Annotated in this window: 13 protein-coding genes and 2 tRNA genes; 8 read left to right on the top strand and 7 right to left on the bottom strand. The window is 61.5% G+C overall.

Going from position 1 to position 16605, the window contains the following annotated elements; translation table 11 throughout:
* The first annotated feature begins 37 nt into the window (after positions 1-37).
* Genes lptF through PSV38_RS13850 form a run of 4 tightly spaced genes read left to right on the top strand, consistent with a single transcriptional unit; the run spans position 38 to position 3667 of the window.
* The gene (gene lptF, locus PSV38_RS13865) at positions 38-1120 is read left to right on the top strand and encodes an LPS export ABC transporter permease LptF (RefSeq protein WP_300548362.1); all 1083 of its coding nucleotides are present in this window, start codon (positions 38-40) and stop codon (positions 1118-1120) included.
* A complete protein-coding gene (lptG, locus tag PSV38_RS13860) occupies positions 1117-2277 on the top strand; it encodes an LPS export ABC transporter permease LptG (protein ID WP_300548360.1) in 1161 nt (386 codons plus the stop codon). The genes lptF and lptG overlap by 4 nt, the downstream gene beginning before the upstream one ends.
* A 17-nt stretch (positions 2278-2294) precedes the next feature.
* Positions 2295-2681 carry a CbiX/SirB N-terminal domain-containing protein gene (locus PSV38_RS13855; RefSeq protein ID WP_300548358.1) on the top strand — a complete coding sequence of 129 codons (387 nt, stop codon included), beginning with the start codon at positions 2295-2297 and terminating at the stop codon, positions 2679-2681.
* Positions 2682-2698: 17 nt separating this feature from the next.
* Positions 2699-3667, top strand: coding sequence for a CysB family HTH-type transcriptional regulator (locus tag PSV38_RS13850; RefSeq protein WP_300548357.1), 969 nt, complete (start codon positions 2699-2701; stop codon positions 3665-3667).
* Between the two features lie 28 nt (positions 3668-3695).
* Here PSV38_RS13850 and PSV38_RS13845 read toward each other — a convergent pair whose 3' ends face one another.
* On the bottom strand, positions 3696-5726 hold the full coding sequence (locus PSV38_RS13845; RefSeq protein WP_300548355.1) for a hypothetical protein: 2031 nt from the start codon (positions 5724-5726) through the stop codon (positions 3696-3698).
* 238 nt (positions 5727-5964) lie between these two features.
* On the opposite strand from PSV38_RS13845, the gene PSV38_RS13840 reads away from it, so the two are divergent.
* Complete coding sequence (locus tag PSV38_RS13840) at positions 5965-6732, top strand: oxepin-CoA hydrolase, alternative type (RefSeq protein WP_300548353.1); 768 nt, start codon at positions 5965-5967, stop codon at positions 6730-6732.
* Positions 6733-6745: 13 nt separating this feature from the next.
* Here the strand turns inward: PSV38_RS13840 and PSV38_RS13835 are convergent, their stop codons facing one another.
* From PSV38_RS13835 to hrpA, 5 genes are all read right to left on the bottom strand, one after another.
* On the bottom strand, positions 6746-7420 hold the full coding sequence (locus PSV38_RS13835; protein WP_300548351.1) for a hypothetical protein: 675 nt from the start codon (positions 7418-7420) through the stop codon (positions 6746-6748).
* 121 nt (positions 7421-7541) lie between these two features.
* A tRNA-Arg gene (locus PSV38_RS13830) sits at positions 7542-7618 on the bottom strand.
* A gap of 269 nt (positions 7619-7887) precedes the next feature.
* A tRNA-Pro gene (locus PSV38_RS13825) sits at positions 7888-7964 on the bottom strand.
* 25 nt (positions 7965-7989) lie between these two features.
* A complete protein-coding gene (locus PSV38_RS13820) occupies positions 7990-8736 on the bottom strand; it encodes a DUF3617 family protein (protein ID WP_300548349.1) in 747 nt (248 codons plus the stop codon).
* A gap of 19 nt (positions 8737-8755) precedes the next feature.
* A complete protein-coding gene (gene hrpA, locus PSV38_RS13815) occupies positions 8756-12712 on the bottom strand; it encodes an ATP-dependent RNA helicase HrpA (protein WP_300548347.1) in 3957 nt (1318 codons plus the stop codon).
* A gap of 54 nt (positions 12713-12766) precedes the next feature.
* Between hrpA and argA the strand changes: the two genes are divergently transcribed.
* The gene (gene argA, locus PSV38_RS13810; RefSeq protein ID WP_300548346.1) at positions 12767-14146 is read left to right on the top strand and encodes an amino-acid N-acetyltransferase; all 1380 of its coding nucleotides are present in this window, start codon (positions 12767-12769) and stop codon (positions 14144-14146) included.
* A gap of 21 nt (positions 14147-14167) precedes the next feature.
* Here argA and PSV38_RS13805 read toward each other — a convergent pair whose 3' ends face one another.
* Positions 14168-14884 (bottom strand): hypothetical protein, encoded by a 717-nt coding sequence (locus PSV38_RS13805; RefSeq protein WP_300548345.1) that lies wholly within the window; start codon positions 14882-14884, stop codon positions 14168-14170.
* Positions 14885-15062: 178 nt separating this feature from the next.
* Here PSV38_RS13805 and PSV38_RS13800 point away from each other — a divergent pair, with 178 nt between their 5' ends.
* Together PSV38_RS13800 and PSV38_RS13795 are read left to right on the top strand one after the other, a co-directional pair.
* The gene (locus PSV38_RS13800; RefSeq protein ID WP_290659268.1) at positions 15063-15335 is read left to right on the top strand and encodes an oxidative damage protection protein; all 273 of its coding nucleotides are present in this window, start codon (positions 15063-15065) and stop codon (positions 15333-15335) included.
* A gap of 94 nt (positions 15336-15429) precedes the next feature.
* A complete protein-coding gene (locus PSV38_RS13795) occupies positions 15430-16599 on the top strand; it encodes an SGNH/GDSL hydrolase family protein (protein WP_300548341.1) in 1170 nt (389 codons plus the stop codon).
* Positions 16600-16605: the final 6 nt, after the last annotated feature.

The following is a 16605-nucleotide window of genomic DNA, read 5'->3' as shown; positions in this document are numbered from 1 at the left end:
GCGCGTCCATAATGGACGGATTGATTTGAGCTGAGCAATGTTATTCGATTCCTCTGTGCGCCGAGAACTCTGGCGAAGCTTTGTCGGCACGCTGGTGGTGCTGTTGACCGTGGTCCTGACCATGCTGCTGATCCGCATGCTGAGCCAGGCCACCAAAGGCGCGTTCGCGGCCAGCGACGTGAGCCTGATGCTGGGCTACACCCTCATTGGACAGGCACCCATGCTGGTCAGCCTGGCCCTGTTCGTGTCGGTGGTTGCGGTGCTCAGCCGTTTCTGGCGCGAAAGCGAAATGGTGGTCTGGCAAGTCAGCGGTGCCCGCCAGTTCAGTTTTTTACGCCCACTGGGGCAAATGGGCTGGCCTGTGCTGCTGAGCGTGGCCCTGCTGGTGTTGGTCGCCCGGCCGTGGGCACAGTCTCAAACGCAATTGCTCAAGGAACGCTACGAAAAGCGATCCGACATCGCACGGGTGCAGCCAGGGCAATTCCAAAGCTCATCGGACGGCAGCCGGGTGTTTTTCATTGACAGCCACAGCGATGGCGAAAGCGTCGGTAAAAACGTCTTCATGGTGCTCACGCAAAATGGCCAAGAGGCGGTCATCACCGCGCAAGAAGGTCAGCTGGAGACCGTCAAAGGGCAGCGTTACCTGAACCTCATGCGCGGCGAAAGAACGCAAACCGACTTGAAGACGGGCGAGAAGGTGCTGTCGCGCTTTAACTCGGCACGCATCCTGGTGGGCGAAGCGGAACAAAGCGAAGGCGGTCGCCCCGCCGTGCGCAGCGCCTCCACACTGGACCTGCTGACAGCATCTGCCTCCGACATGCAGGGCGAGTTGGTCTGGCGCATCGGCATGGTCTGGGCGGCCCTGAACATGATGCTGGTGGGCCTGGGCCTGGCCTCGGGCAACGCACGGCGCTCCAGCAACTGGAGCCTGGTGTTTGCGCTGCTGGTGTTCGTGATCTATTTCAACCTGCTGTCGATGACCCAAACCTGGGTGACCAACCAGCAATTGAGTATCTGGACCAGCCTGTTGGGCGTGCACGGCCTGTTGACCTTGCTGGCCCTGGCTCGCATCTGGTGGCGCGACGGCGGCCTGGTGACCCTCATCAAGGGGCGCTCATGAAAACAGTCCGACGCCTGCTGTACAGCCAGATCATCGCTGCGGTGATCTTCGTGGCTGCAGCCTTCCTGGCCCTGAGCTTCTTCACCGATTTCGTCGATGCCTTGCGCGATGTGGGTCGCCACGGCTACACCTTGCTGGATGCCATCTGGGACTGCGTGCTGGAGCTGCCCGGTCACTTCTACGATGTGTTCCCGATTGCCTTGCTGATTGGCACCACCTTGGCACTGGCCCGGCTGGCGCAGACCTCCGAGTTCACCATCCTGCGCACTGGCGGGCTGGGCCCGGCGCGGGCCTTGTGGCTGCTCGGCGGCATCGGCCTGGCCAGCGCCCTCCTGATGATCGGCGTGGGCGACTGGCTCATGCCTTTGGCAGAACGTCAGGCCACGCTGCACCACGCCCAGTTCCGAGAGGGCCAAGGCATCCAGTTGGGCCAAAGTGGCGCCTGGTTGCGAGAACGCGCGCCGCAAACCAACGGCCAGGTCCACACCGTGACCGTCAATGTGGGCGCGGCGGAAGGCCAGGACCACTTCCGACAGGTGCGGGTGTTCGAGTTTGACCACCTGGGTAGATTGGTGCGGCGTGTCTCGGCCCAGCAAGCCCGGGTCGAACCCATCGGCAAGGGCAAGGCGGGCTCGATGTGGCATTTGCAAGGCGTGACCGACACACGCTGGCCAGGCCAATTCACCATGCCCGGCGAGTCCACCAACCTGGACATCGCTGGCATCGACGAACGCCGACTGCCCACCATGGACTGGCAAAGCAGTTTGACGCCCATGGTGGTGGCCGCCTCCGTGCTCCCGCCCGACACCATGTCCACCCTGTCACTGTGGCGCTACACCCAGCACCTGGCCAGCAATGCCCAAGCCGCCCAACGCTATGAAATCCAGTTCTGGAAACGAGCCACTGCACCACTGGTCTGCATGGTGATGCTGGCGCTGGCGCTGCCTTTCGCCTACCTTCACGCGCGCAGTGGCGGCATGAGCCTGAAGATCTTTGGCGGCGTCATGCTGGGCATCAGCTTTGTGCTCGTCAACCACATCTCCAGCCACCTGGGCCTCCTGCACCAATGGACACCCTGGATCGCGGCGGCGCTGCCCAGCCTGGTCTACCTCGGCCTGTCGATGAGCGCGTTTGTCTGGCTGGTCCGCAACCGTTAAAAACCTGGGCAGCACACATGAGTTCACGTGGCATCCTCTTATTCGCGCATGGCGCCCGCGACCCCAACTGGGCGCGCCCCTTCGAAGCCGCGGCCGATCGGCTGCGAGAGCGCTTGGCCGACACCGCAGGCACCGATGTTCGCCTGGCCTTCCTGGAATTCATGTCTCCCAACCTGCGCGAAGCTGGTGCCGCCTTGGCGGACGCCGGTTGCCAGCAGGTTACCGTGGTGCCCTTGTTCCTGGGGGCAGGTGGCCACGTGCGCAAAGACCTGCCACTGCTGATGACCGAGTTGGGGGAGCAGCACCCCCAGGTGCAGTGGAAACTCAGCCGCGCTGTGGGCGAAACCGATCTGCTGATCCAGGCCCTGGCTGACAGCGCTTGGTCCCTGGCCCAACCTGACTGACCCATGAGCAAGCACCCATGAACCTGCACCAGTTCCGGTTTGTTCACGAAGCGGCCCGCCGCAACCTCAACCTGACCGAGACGGCCAAAGCACTGCACACCTCGCAGCCGGGCATCTCAAAAGCCATCCTGGAGCTGGAAGAAGAGTTGGGCGTCGACATTTTTGTGCGCCATGGCAAACGCCTGAAGCGGATCACCGAGCCTGGGCAGCATGTGCTCAAGTCCATCGACCTGATCTTGCGAGAGGTGGGCAACCTCAAACGCATTGGCGACGAATACGCCCTGCAAGACACCGGCACCCTGTCGATTGCCACCACGCACACGCAAGCCCGCTATGTGCTGCCGGAGCCCGTGGCCGCCTTGCGCAAAAAATACCCCAAGGTCGCCATCAGCTTGCATCAGGGCACGCCCGAACAAGTGGCCCAGATGGTGCTGGACGAAACCGCCGACATCGGCCTGGCCACCGAATCGCTCAGCGATTTCCCCGAACTGGTGACCCTGCCATGCTATGAGTGGCAGCACGTGGTCGTCATGCCCGCAAACCACCCACTGGCCCAAGTGCCGCGCTTGACCCTGGAGCAATTGGCCGCCGAGCCATTGATCTCGTACCACCCCTCCTTCACGGGCCGTAAACGGATTGACCTGGCTTTTGCACAACGTGGCCTGACCACCAACGTGGTGCTGGAAGCCATCGACGCCGACGTCATCAAGACCTACACGCGCCTAGGTCTAGGCATTGGCTTGGTGGCCGAAATGGCCGTGAAGGACGACCCGACCATGACCCCGCAAGGTGATCTGGTTTGGCGGCCCGTTGGGCACCTGTTCGGCCCCAACATGGCCAGGTTGGCGTTCAAGCGGGGAGCCTACCTGCGTCAGTTCGTGCTGGCGTTTGCCGAGCTGATTTCAGACCGCCTCACCCGACAGCTGATTCTGCAAGCCATGCAGCCTGGATCGAGCACCACCATCGGCAGCGACCACGGGCTGTAAGGCCACACAAGTCTCAGTCAAGCACGGCTCAAGTCTTGTCCGGCAGGCCAGGATTCAAGTCCACGTGCTCGAACTCAATCTCATTGCGAAGTGGAGGGGAAGTCAGGGGGGCATCCACTGGCTCCAGATCATCCAATGACAAATCAAGGCTGATCACGGGCTGAGCATGGGGTTGGGCCTTGACCGGGCGTGTCGCCATCAAGGGTTCGATGGTCTCAGGCTCGGAGGACACCGTCACCATGGTGGGGTCGGTGAAAGGCAGGCTCAGATCCACCGCCTCACGGGTCTCTGGCTCCCGCTCAGACAGATCCCGGGCCACGGCATAGAGGAACAGCAATTCGCGGTAAGCTGGCAGGTCGAAGGTTTCAACCTCGGCATCAGGTCGGGTGAGCGAGCGCTCGAGCACGTCCATCGCCTTGGCGGGCACCGCCCACAGGGCCTGCAAGCGCTCGACGATGCCTGGGTATTCCGACAGACTGTGCCCTTGCAACAGGTCTGACTCCCAAGCCGGCGCATAACCATTGAAGCGTTGATTGAACTCAGCCTGGATGCGCTCGTAGTCCTGGCGCTTGCCCAGTCGTTGGTAGATCTCCAGCAGCTTCAGGAAAGGCAGTGGGCTAGCGCCCGTGGTGCTCAGAACATGGCTTTCCAGCAGATCAAGGGCCGCGTCATCTTGCCCCAGCACAATGAAAAACTCGGCTTGCTGCTCCAGATCAATCAACTCCTCGACCGATACCTCGCGCGGCGCGTCATGCAGCGCTGCGCGCGGCGCACGCGTGGTCGCAGCTGCCATGAGCGGCGATGTCGGCAAATTGACGACTGGCGGAATGTTGAACGTGGGTGCAGGCTCCCTCGCGGGAGCAAGGACAACTGGCGTGGGCACGGGGACCACTGGTATCGCCCCGGCAGGAGGGGTGTCACGCAAGCCATCATCCACCCCAGCATGCCCTGGCTTGAACTGCGCCAAAGTGCGCTCCAAGGGCGAGGTGTTGGCACTGTCGTCACCAGTCGGCCCCGCGTCCGACTTCCACCAATCAGATCCCGCGCCTTGGCGCCGATCCTTCAAAAACAGCACCGCCACAGCAGCGGCCAGCAGGGCAGCCAAGCCGCCCAGTGCGTACACCACAGTGGGATTGGCCCGAACGGACTCTGCCTCGTTGACACGCGCTTGCAGTTGGGCCAGTTGCTGTTGAGACTGAACTGACTCTTGCTTCAAACTGGCCAAACGCTTTTCGAGCTCTTGCACGCGTTGCTGATCTCGGGCCAATTGCTCGGGCGTGGCGTTCATGGCAAGCCACAAAGCAGCCGCGGCCACACGCCGCTCCCGCACCTCTGCGGAAGGCTCATCGCCTTCAAACCTGCCTTGAAGGGCGGCAGTCATCGTCAAATTGGGCTGAATCAAGGCATCAGCGTCCACAGGATCCAGCATCAGCCGTTCGCCCGACGAGCGCGGGGTCTGTGCTGCGGCCAATTTGCCCGCACCGCCGGTTTGTTGGTAACGGTTCAACGTGGCCTCGTCCGCCACCTTGGCAGTCTGGGCCTGAGCGCGTGGCGACAGCGCCATGCTCGGGGCGCCTTGCAACACATCGGCCCCGGTTGCACCCGCCTTTGCCGCCACCGCAGATGACTTCCTGGCACGTTGGGTCGCCTTGGGGGTAGCCTCGCCATCACCCGATGGTGCAGCAGCGATGGTGGCGCCACCGGTTTCGACGGTCAGGCCACCCACGGTCACCTTGCCGGGTTTAGCGGCATAGGCCACGGGAGGCGCTTCAGTCTCGCTGAAACTGGCAGAAGGCAAAACCGCGCTGGGCGGATCAGCGAAGGCCACGAATTTGCGGCTGACCTTGGCGGAGCATCCAGCGGCCAAGTAGACCGTGACCACCGGCTCATTGACGAACTTGCGGGTGCTCACCTTGATCACGCGCTCGTTGCCAGCACCCGGCAGCAGCACGGTGGTGACCTCGGAGGCGGCCAATTTATCGTCACCAAAATAGACATCGGCCGCGACGCACTCGTTGGCGATGTCATTGGCCGCTTCCACGTGAATGGGAACGGTCACATTGAGCGTTTCGCCCAAAATGGCGCGACTGGTGGGCCGGCCGAAGCCCAAACCGTGGGATGCCCCAGACGCTCCATAAAGCGCCATACCGGCTAGAACCGCGGCCGATATTCTGTTGAATTTATTCATATCGGTGCATGCGAGGCCCAAGATTTCACTCTAGCATGAAGCCCAACGCTTCCATGCCTTGGGAAGCACCTGAACTTCCCGGCTATTCGTTACCGATTACCAAAATTGAATGACCACTGAACTGCAAACCGAACGCGTCGGCGCCACGCAAATCATGACCTTGGTTGGCCCTGCCACGCGAAACGCCTTGTCGCCACAGGTTTATGCGGCTGGAATCGAAACACTCAATATGGCCGAGTCCAATGATGAGGTGCGTGCGGTGATTCTGACCGGGGCGGGAGATCATTTTTGTGGCGGCGGCGATTTGCAGCGTTTAACCCACAACCGCCAACACGATCTGCCCAAAGTGGCGGAGCACATCGATGCCTTTCACCAATGGATCGAGGCGCTGCGCAGTTTTCCCAAACCGGTGATTGCGGCCGTGGAAGGCGTGGCCGCGGGCGGCGGCCTGTCATTGGTACTGGCGTGTGATCTGGTGGTGGCGGCCGAAAATGCGCGATTTGTGTCTGCCTACAGCCAAGTGGGTCTGTCGCCCGACGGTGGTGCGAGCTGGCACCTTGCCCGCGCGTTGGGACGTGGCCCCGCCCTGCAACTGCTGTGGCAAAGCACCCCCATCTCGGCGCAAGAGATGGCGCATTGGGGCGTGGTGCATCAGGTCACCCCTGCGGGCACCGCACTGGAACAAGCCTTGATCTGGGCGGAGCAACTGGCACAGGCCCCTTCAGGTGCACTGGCAAGCATCAAGGAACTGGTGAATGAGGCGCCGACCCAAACACTGCGCCAGCAACTGGACGCTGAAAAACAACATTTCATGGTCAACTTGCTTCGCCCTGAGGCGGGCCAAGCGATTGAGAATTTCCTCAACCGCAAGGGTTGAGACACAGCAAAACTCAACCGGCCGATGAACTGAGGGCCGCCGCCCTCAAGCTGCGAGTTGCCTGAGAGCACAAACGCCCCACGGCATGAAGCTGGGCTTCCTCAAGGGGCTGCCCCGGCATGCGGATGGTCAAGCGACCACGGTTCACGGTGATCACCATGACCAAGGCATCGGTCCACCAACTGGTGGCTGCGTCTTCAAGCACGGCCAGCAGGCTGTCGTCCAACCAGCGACGGGCCACGGTTTCAGCGTTCGACAACACCACAAAGCGCTTGGACAAGACCACGGGCTCACTCAATGTCACGCGCGGATGCATGGGCAACCAACGCATTTCATCAGGCAAGGTGTTGTCAACCTGGGTTTGCATGGCGTTGGTGAAACTGCTGAACACCTCGGTCTCGAGCGCATGAGCCAAAACCCGGCTGGTTACCAGGATCTGCACATCGGGGGGGAGCTTGGTTTCGCTGCGAAACCGAAGTTCCTTGCCACGGATATAGGAGCGTTGCGACGCCCCCCATTCCACGCGCCAATCTTCATCCTCGGCCTGGACCACATGGCCACCGCCGTCCTTGTCACGCACCGTTTTATAGGCATAGCCCTCGGCCTTGGCCCAGGTGGACAACACCTGCCCCTCGTCGCCCTTGTTGGATGAGCCGGGAGAGATCATGCGCTTGATGGATGCAAACATGCTGGTCAGCGAAACGCCGGATGAATTGGAAAGGTCACAAAGTACTGCGTCCATTCTGCATGGGTTCGCCTCGCATGGATGACCATGTTTTCACCACCCAACACGTCTCGCCAACAAATTTTGGCCTGTCCGGAGGGACTCGAACCCCCGACCTATTGCTTAGAAGGCAATTGCTCTATCCAGTTGAGCTACGGACAGTGAAGGTGCAATTTTACGGCCTGGCGAGGCGGCTGGCCTGAAGGCGCATGTCGATTGATCAAGGAAGCTTGATCAAGGTGTGGCGATCGAACCAATGGGACTTTGCCGAAGTTACATAACTTACCAAGCGCTGGTGGCTCATTTTGCATGACGACATGTCGGTGCGTGAATATCGCACATCCAATGCGCAGCATGCTCACCTGGGCTTGATGGCGATGGCCCATGAAAAAAGCCAGCAGATCATTCAATCTGCTGGCTTGTTCAATTTTTGGTCGGGGCGGTGGGATTCGAACTCACGACCCTCTGCTCCCAAAGCAGATGCGCTACCAGGCTGCGCTACGCCCCGACTAGATTGCTAGTATAACCTGGATTCAGGGCGTTACCGATGCAACAGTGGCGACCGGGCAGGTGGGGGACGACAAATAACTGGCCGTGAACGACTGCATGCGCACCAATGTCTTGGACGGAAGCTTCAAGGCGGCCAACGCGACATCAGGCACCAAGCCAAAGCCAACGGTTTCCGACACCCACGACCTCAAGTTATCTCGCAGGGTGATGGTGCCACGCACATTGCCTGTGAAACTGGCAGGATCATCGCAGCGACCGGTGAAGTTCTGGGTCAAGGCTGTGGCTGTTCCCTTAACCAGGGTGCAACGGGCATTCATCCTCGAAAAGGTGGTGAAAATGGCAGTCGGCGTGCTGACAGAGGCCACGTTCTGCGGGGTAATGCAGACGGTGGTAGTGCCACGGGTCTTCGCCTGGTTCAAAGAGATCAGTGCCTGAGCCTTCAAGGGCGCAGGCAAGGTGTTCGCGACTTGAATCTGATATTTGGTCATCAGATCAACCGAATCAACACCGTTCAACATGACTCTGGCATCAGTCGCCCAAAGGCCGGTCGACGAAATAGCCTGTGCCTGAACAGCACTTCCAGCCAGCACAAACACCAGGCCCGACATGGCCCAGACCCAACGACGCTTTTGCACACTTCTATCCACAACGAACTCCAAACCAAAAAAAAATGGGCACAGCACCCGACATGCGAATTCTGGGGCGGTGAAATTCTGACGCCGTTTTGAACGTGACGAGGCGTAACGTTCATCCGTATTGCGGTTACACATAGCACCGAATTCCGCCCTCTCAATTCGTGATTTGTGACCATGTTTTCTCAAGCCGCTTGATGCTCACGGGCTGCGGCGTTCGCAACTCTTGCGCAAAAAGACTGACGCGCAACTCTTCAAGCAGCCAGCGAAATTCATCAGTCCGCGCATCGACGACGCCCTTGAGATCGGCCAGGCGGCGCGTGTAGCGCTGTTCCAGCGGGCGCATTTCAAGCAGGCGCTGGGCGTCACGCGCTGGGTCACCACGCAACTTGTCCAATCTGAGCGTGGTGCCCCTCAGGTAACGAGACACATGTTGCAATTGCGAATACGGCGTCATGACCAAAAAACGCTTGGGCATGAGGCGCTGAAGCTGCGCGGCGATGTCGTCATGCACCTCCTTGGGCGGCTTAACGTCCTTGAGCTTGCGCACCGCCGCCGCGTAATCCACCAGCACCGTGCCCGCCAGGCGCGCCACTTCCTGGGCGATCAGGTTCAGGCGTGTGCGGCCTTCTTCGACCCGAGCCTTGAAACTGGCCGCGTTGGTGGGCAAGGGGTCGAGGAGGAAGGCACGGTCCAGGGCCAGGTCAATGATTTGCTCGCGCAACTCGTCGGACGTCCCCAGGCTCATGTAAGCCATGGCCATCTTCGGCAAATCGGGGATGTTCTTTTCAAGGTATTTGAGCGGCTCCCTGATCTGCAGGGCGACCAGTCGGCGCAAGCCTGCGCGGTGCTTGGATGCAGCGACATCCGGCTCGTCGAACACTTCGATTTCGACGTGCGCGCCCTTGTCGATCAGGGCGGGAAAACCGATCAGGGTGTGCCCGCCACGATGGATTTCCATCAGTTCGGGCAGCTCGCCGAAGGACCAGTCAGTCAGGGGCTGCGGCGGCTTGGCCTTCGCCACGGCGCCGGAGGCCGTTGACGGTGAAGACCCAACGGAGGCTTTGCTGAAACGGGCATTCGGGGCCACGGTTTGCGCGGCCGGCACGGACTCGTCCACACCCGACACCACGGCTTGCGCCTTGAGCGCAGCCAAGGCCTGGAAGGCCCCGCGCGCTTCGTGACCCAGATCGGCCTTGAGCGCGGCCAAGTTGCGGCCCATGCCCAACTGGCGGCCATGTTCGTCCACCACGAGGTAGTTCATGAACAGGTGGGGTGACAGCAGCTCCAGCTTGAAGTCGGCGCGCTTGATGTCCAGCTGGGTCTTGTCGCGAACGGCCTTGATCAAGGCATCGAGCATGCCGCCCTGTGCGAAGGTGGCGGCCTGCACGAAGGCTTCGGCGGAATCGGGCAAGGGGACCAAGCGGGCGCGCGGCTTTTGATGCAGGCTCTTCAGCAAGGCCAGCACCTTGTCCTTGAGCATGCCGGGCACCAGCCATTCACCCCGGTCCTCCCCCACCTGGTTGAGGGCAAAGATGGGCACGGTCACCGTCACGCCGTCGCGAGCGTCGCCGGGTTCGTGCAGATAAGTGGTGGTGCAGTCGATGCCACCCAGTCGAACGGTTTTTGGGAAGGCACTGCTGGTGATGCCAGCCGCCTCGTGGCGCATCAGTTCTTCGCGGGTCAGGTGCAAGAGCTTGGGGTGCTCGCGGCTGGCGTGGCGGTACCAGCGCTCAAAGGTCGCCCCGGACACCACTTCAGGCGGGATCTGCGCCTCGTAGAAGGCGGCGATCAGCTCGTCATCGACCAGCACGTCTTGTCGGCGCGACTTGTGCTCCAACGCCTCAACCTGGGCGATCAGCTTGTGGTTGTGCGTCTGGAAAGGCAGGCGCGTTTCCCACTCGCCGTTGACCAAAGCTTCGCGGATGAAGATCTCGCGCGCCATGGCGGGGTCGACCAGGCCATAGTTGATGCGCTTGTTGCTGTAGATGACCAAGCCATAGAGCGTGGCGCGCTCAAGCGCGACGACCTCGGCGGCTTTCTTTTCCCAATGGGGCTCCAGCATCTGCTTTTTCAGCAGGTGGGCGCCCAGTTGCGTGACCCAGGGCAACTCGATGTTGGCGATGCCCCGGCCATACAGCTTGGTGGTCTCGACCAGTTCGGCGGCCAGGATCCAGCGTCCGGGCTTTTTCGAGAGGTTGGCGCCGGGGTGCTTCCAGAACTTGATGCCGCGGGCGCCCAGATACCACTCTTCGTCTTCACCCTTGCAACCCAGGTTGCCCAGCAGGCCAGCCAACAGTGAGCAATGCACTTGCTCGTACGTGGCGGGGCTGCCGTTGAGGCGCCAGCTGTGCTCGGCCACCACGGTGTTCAGTTGAGCGTAGACGTCTTTCCACTCGCGCACGCGGCGCGGGTTGATGAAGTTTTCGCGCAGCAGTTGCTCGTACTTGCGGTGACTGAGCTTGTGCTGTTCAGGCGCCCCGGGCGCGTGGTGACCGTGGCCGCCCCGCCCTTCGTCCAGCCATTTCCACAGCTTGAGCGTGCCCATGAACTCGGACTTCTCGTCGTCGAACTTTTTGTGCTTTTCGTCGGCCGCCTGCTGGTGCTCGATGGGGCGGTCGCGCACGTCCTGCACGCTCAAACTTGAAGCGATGACCAGCATCTCGGCCAGGGCCTGGCGGTCCTTGGCTTCCAGGATCATGCGGCCCACGCGTGGGTCCAGCGGCAGGCGCGCCAGGGTCTGGCCCAAGGGGGTGATCTCGTTGGCTTCGTCGACCGCGCCCAGTTCGTTGAGCAGCTGGTAGCCATCGGCAATCGCTTTGCGCAAGGGTGGTTCAATGAAGGGGAAGTCATCGACCAGGCCCAGGTGCAACGACTTCATCCGCAGAATCACGCCGGCGAGAGAGCTGCGCAGGATCTCGGGGTCGGTGAATTTGGGGCGACCGTTGAAGTCTTTCTCGTCGTACAGGCGAATGCAGATGCCATTGGCCACGCGGCCGCAGCGCCCTGCCCGCTGGTTGGCCGACGACTGGCTGATCGGCTCGACCTGCAACTGCTCGACCTTGTTGCGGAAGCTGTAGCGCTTGATGCGCGCCAGGCCGGCATCGATCACATAGCGGATGCCGGGCACGGTGAGCGAGGTTTCGGCCACGTTGGTGGCCAGCACCACACGACGCGCCCCCCCGGTGCGGAAGACTTCGTCCTGCTCCTGCTGGCTCAGGCGCGCGAACAGCGGCAGGATGTTGGCCACCATCCGCTGGTTGGCCATGTGCTTGCGCAACTGGTCGGCAGCTTCGCGGATCTCGCGTTCGCCAGGCAAAAACACGAGGATGTCGCCGCTGCCTTCGCGCCAGAGTTCATCGACCGCGTCGGTGATGGCCTCGTTCAGGCCGTAGTCGCGGCTGTCTTCAAAAGGGCGCCAGCGCTGCTCGACCGGGAACAAGCGGCCAGAGACCATGATGACCGGCGCAGGCCCTTTGCTGGATGCGAAATGCTGGGCAAAGCGGTCGGCATCAATGGTGGCCGAGGTGACGATGATTTTCAGGTCGGGCCGACGCGGCAGCAGTTGGCGCAAGTAGCCCAGCAGGAAGTCGATGTTCAGGCTGCGCTCGTGGGCCTCGTCGATGATGATCGTGTCGTAGGCGCGCAGCAATGGATCAGACTGCGTTTCGGCCAGCAAGATGCCGTCGGTCATCAGCTTGACGGAGGCGCCAGGTTGCAGGCGGTCCTGGAAGCGAACCTTGTAGCCGACCACCTCGCCCAGCGGCGTGTTCAGTTCTTCGGCAATGCGCTTGGCCACGCTGGACGCGGCAATCCGGCGCGGCTGCGTGTGGCCGATCTGCTGGGCGCGCTGGCCCGGCACGCGCGCCTGTCCCCAGCCGCCCCGGCCCATGCTGAGCGCGATCTTAGGCAGTTGCGTGGTCTTGCCCGAGCCCGTTTCACCACACACGATGATGACCTGGTGCTCGCGCAGGGCCGCTTCAATGTCAGCGCGTTTGCCGCTGACGGGCAGCGATTCTGGGAAAGTGATGGGAGGCAACAAGGGATTGGGCGCTCTGGTCGGGACAGGAACGGGATTATCTGTCGCCCGAGCGCCGTCCAATGCCCGTACCATTGCGGCTAACGTTCCTTCCCTCTAGAAAAAAGCGCTCAACCGCTGCTCGCCTTCATGGACCTGGTTTTTCCCCACACCTTTGTGCCCTGGTTTCGCTCCGTGGCACCCCACATCCATGCGCACCGCGGCAAAACCTTCGTCGTGGGGCTTTCGGGCGAGTTGATCGCCGCCGGCAAGCTGGAAAGCTTCGTGCAAGACCTGGCCCTGATGCAGGCCATGGGAATCAAGATCGTGCTGGCCCACGGTTTCCGGCCGCAGCTGGAAGAACAGCTGCGGGCCAAAGGCCAGGAGTCGAAATTCAGCCACGGCATGCGCATCACCGACTCGGTGGCGCTGGACTGCGCCCAAGAGGCCGCGGGCCAGTTGCGCTACGAAATCGAAGCCGCTTTCTCGCTGGGACTGCCCAACACGCCGATGGCCGGGGCCTCGGTCAGCGTCATCTCCGGCAACTTCGTCACTGCACGCCCCGTGGGCATCGTGGATGGTGTGGACTTCATGCACACCGGCCTGGTGCGCAAGATCGACGCCATGCCGGTGCGCCGCGCCATCGACACCGGCGCCATGGTCATGCTGTCGCCCTTTGGTTTCTCGCACACGGGCGAGGCCTTCAATCTGAGCATGGAAGACGTGGCCACCAGCGCCGCCATCGCCTTGCAGGCCGACAAGCTGATCTTCGTGACCGAGGTGCGAGGCATCTTGCAAAGCGTGGTGCAGTCCCCCGACAAAGCGGTGGAGCTGGAAGCCACCCAGAACAACGACGATGAGATCGACCAGGAACTGGCGCTGGCCGATGCCAAACGCTTGGTGGCCACCCTGCCCAACCCCATGCAGCCCACCGACACGGCCTTCTACCTGCAGCACGCCGTCAAGGCCAGCGAAGGCGGAGTCGAGCGCGTGCACATCATTCCTTTCAAGGTGGATGGCGCCCTGCTGATGGAGGTGTTCACCCACGATGGTGTGGGCACCATGATCGTGGACGAGAAGCTGGAAAGCCTGCGCGAGGCCACGCCCGACGACGTCGGCGGCATCCTGCAACTGATCGAACCGTTCGAGAAAGACGGCACCCTGGTCAAGCGTGACCGAACCGAGATCGAGCGCGACGTGGCCCAGTACACCGTGATTGAGCACGATGGCGTGATCTTTGGCTGCGCCGCGCTGCACGCCTACCCTGAATCTGGCACGGCGGAGATGGCCGCATTGACCGTCTCGCCCAATGTGCAGGGCCAAGGCGACGGCGAGCGCATCCTAAAGCGCATCGAACAACGCGCCCGCGCGATGGGCGCATCCTCATTGTTCGTGCTGACCACGCGGACCATGCACTGGTTCATCAAACGCGGCTTTGCACCGGTCGACCCGGCCTGGTTGCCCGAAGCACGCAAGCGGCACTACAAATGGGACCGGCGCTCGCAGGTGCTGGTCAAGCCACTCAAGTAAGGTTCGCGCGTCTGGGCTGCCTCAGTTGCCGACAAAGGTTCTGAAACCATCGGGACAGCGGCCGTGGCGGCTGATCGCGGCCTCGGGCAAGGCCTTGCCAGGGTGCAGATACTGGTTGACCTGCGTGGCCACCTCAAGATCAAGTCGCTTCTGCAGGGTATCAGTGGTGCTTTCGCGGGTGACGTCGCTGATGTCCTTCGACAAGCCCACGGACAGCTTCTGGGTGAACGTGCTCAGGATCAACCGGGAATGGGACACGCAAACAGGCCGTTGGGTTTTATCGACCATGGCCACATAGGTTCCACCATATTGGGTCACCAAATTGGCCACCGGGCCGACGATGGCATCGCAATCGTTGCCAGCGGACTTGCCAATTTTGCCGGCATGCGTGCCTGGCCCCACCCGGCCTCCGACGCGCACGTGCAAGGGCCCCTCATCCCCTTTCTGGCCATGCACCAGCCAGATCGGCGCGCTGATGTTTTGCTTGAAGACCAAGAAACTGTCGCTGCTGCAGGCTGTGTTGCCCGGGCGCTCAGCATCCACCTGGGTGTCCGCAAGGGGCCCGGTGAGCAGGCAACTCAGGCCCAATTCGCCACTGGACGCCGTGGTCAAACCACAAGTTGGATTGACCGGTGCGAGCAGCGCCTGGCTTGGCGCGGATTTGGGTGCCGAAGAACAACCCGCCACGGTGAGGCACACGCCCAGAACGCCGATGGCGGTCCATGAATCACATTTCATCCAAAGTCTCCTGATGGAACCTCGTATCGTTCCATGAAAACCACCATGACCTGATGGCGCCCATGAGCTTTACCAACAACCCCATGGTTGAACAGACCCGTCCAATCCTCGTACCATTGGAGGGTGCGCGAAAAACGCCCCAGCCCCACCCACTGACTTTTCCTGGACATCCCCACTCATGGCACGCACCATTCAATGCACCCACCTCAAAAAAGAAGCCGAAGGCATGGACTACGCGCCCTACCCCGGTGAGTTGGGCAAGCGCATTTACAACGAGGTCAGCAAGGAAGCCTGGCAGATGTGGCTCAAGCATCAGACCATGCTGGTCAATGAAAACCGGCTGAACCTGGCCGACGCACGTGCGCGCCAATACCTCGCACGTCAGATGGAGCAGTTCTTCTTTGGTGGCGGTGGTGACCAGGTGCAAGGCTACGTGCCACCCGCTCAATAAGCCCCCACCACATGCTGCAAAAAGCCGAGCTTGATCGCTCGGCTTTTTTGTTCTGCAGGGTAACATTAACGCACGTTACAAACCAAAGGGAAACATGGAACTCAATACCCGCACATTGGCAGCCTGGGTGTTCCCGGCCGCCACCTTGATGGCATCGCCCGGTGCAATGGCTCAGCAACTGCCGCCTCTGGCGCTGGCGCTCACCGGCCAGCTCAGCAGCGTTGTTCTCAAGCCGGAGACCGCCTATGTCATTGGCTCAAGTCCCCTGGTGTGGAACACCATCCTCGGAGCATTTGGCCCTGCAGTGAAGCCTTACTCCGAAGGGCTGCGCATGCTGACCATCAAGCAAGCCATCCGGTTGCGACCCGTGCCCCTGGCACCCACGCCGCCGACAGAGATCTTCGCCAACAGCTACAGCCAGGCCATTTCGTTCGGTGACAGCATGAGCGACACCGGCAACCTGGCCGACAGCCTGGAACATTTCGGAGGCCGTGCCATGCCTGACGCGCCCAGCAAACGCGGGCGCTTCTCCGATGGCGTCGTGGTGATCGAGGCCATGACCAATGCGCTGAACATTCCCTTGGTGAACTACGCCTTTGCCGGGGCTCGCTCGGGCACCAACAATCTGATGCCTGTTTATGGCATGCAACAAGGCATGCTCAAGCAGATCCAGGACTTTCTGGACAATCAGCCCAGCACCACCACACCCGTGGATGCCAACGCCTTGTATGTGTTGTGGACCGGTCCTGATGACTACTACGCCGACGGCAACATCTTCAACAAGTTGACGACTTACCAGATCGCCAACAACATCAACAAGGGCATGAGCAAGCTGTACCAGCGAGGTGCACGCCACTTCTTCGTGCCGCAAATGCCCGACCTGAGCATCACTCCTTCCGCGCACGACCACAACAAGACCTTGAGCAACTACCTGGTCAACGCCAAGGCACGCAGCGCCGAGTTCGCCATCGTGCTCACCAACACGCTCAAAACCTTTGCCAAGCAATATCCACAGGCCCAGGTGCGCAGCTTTGAAACCTACACCTATTCCCAGTTGCGCATGGTTCAGGCTGCGGCCGAGGGCAACAACGTGACGGAGCCCTGCTACAACCCCGTGTTCCCGGGCGTGCCTGGCCCCGTGTGTGCCAGACCCGACAAGTACCTGTTCTGGGATGCAAACCACCCCACCTCGGCAGGTTCAACCGTCATCGGCACGGACTTCGCCAAGGCCGTGGTGAACACCGCACCACTGCCTTCGCGCTGAGCTCGC

It is taken from the genome of Aquabacterium sp. (assembly GCF_029946005.1).
GTDB lineage: Bacteria > Pseudomonadota > Gammaproteobacteria > Burkholderiales > Burkholderiaceae_C > Aquabacterium.
Note: the sequence above shows the minus strand (reverse complement) of the source record. Positions and strands in the feature narration are given on the sequence as shown.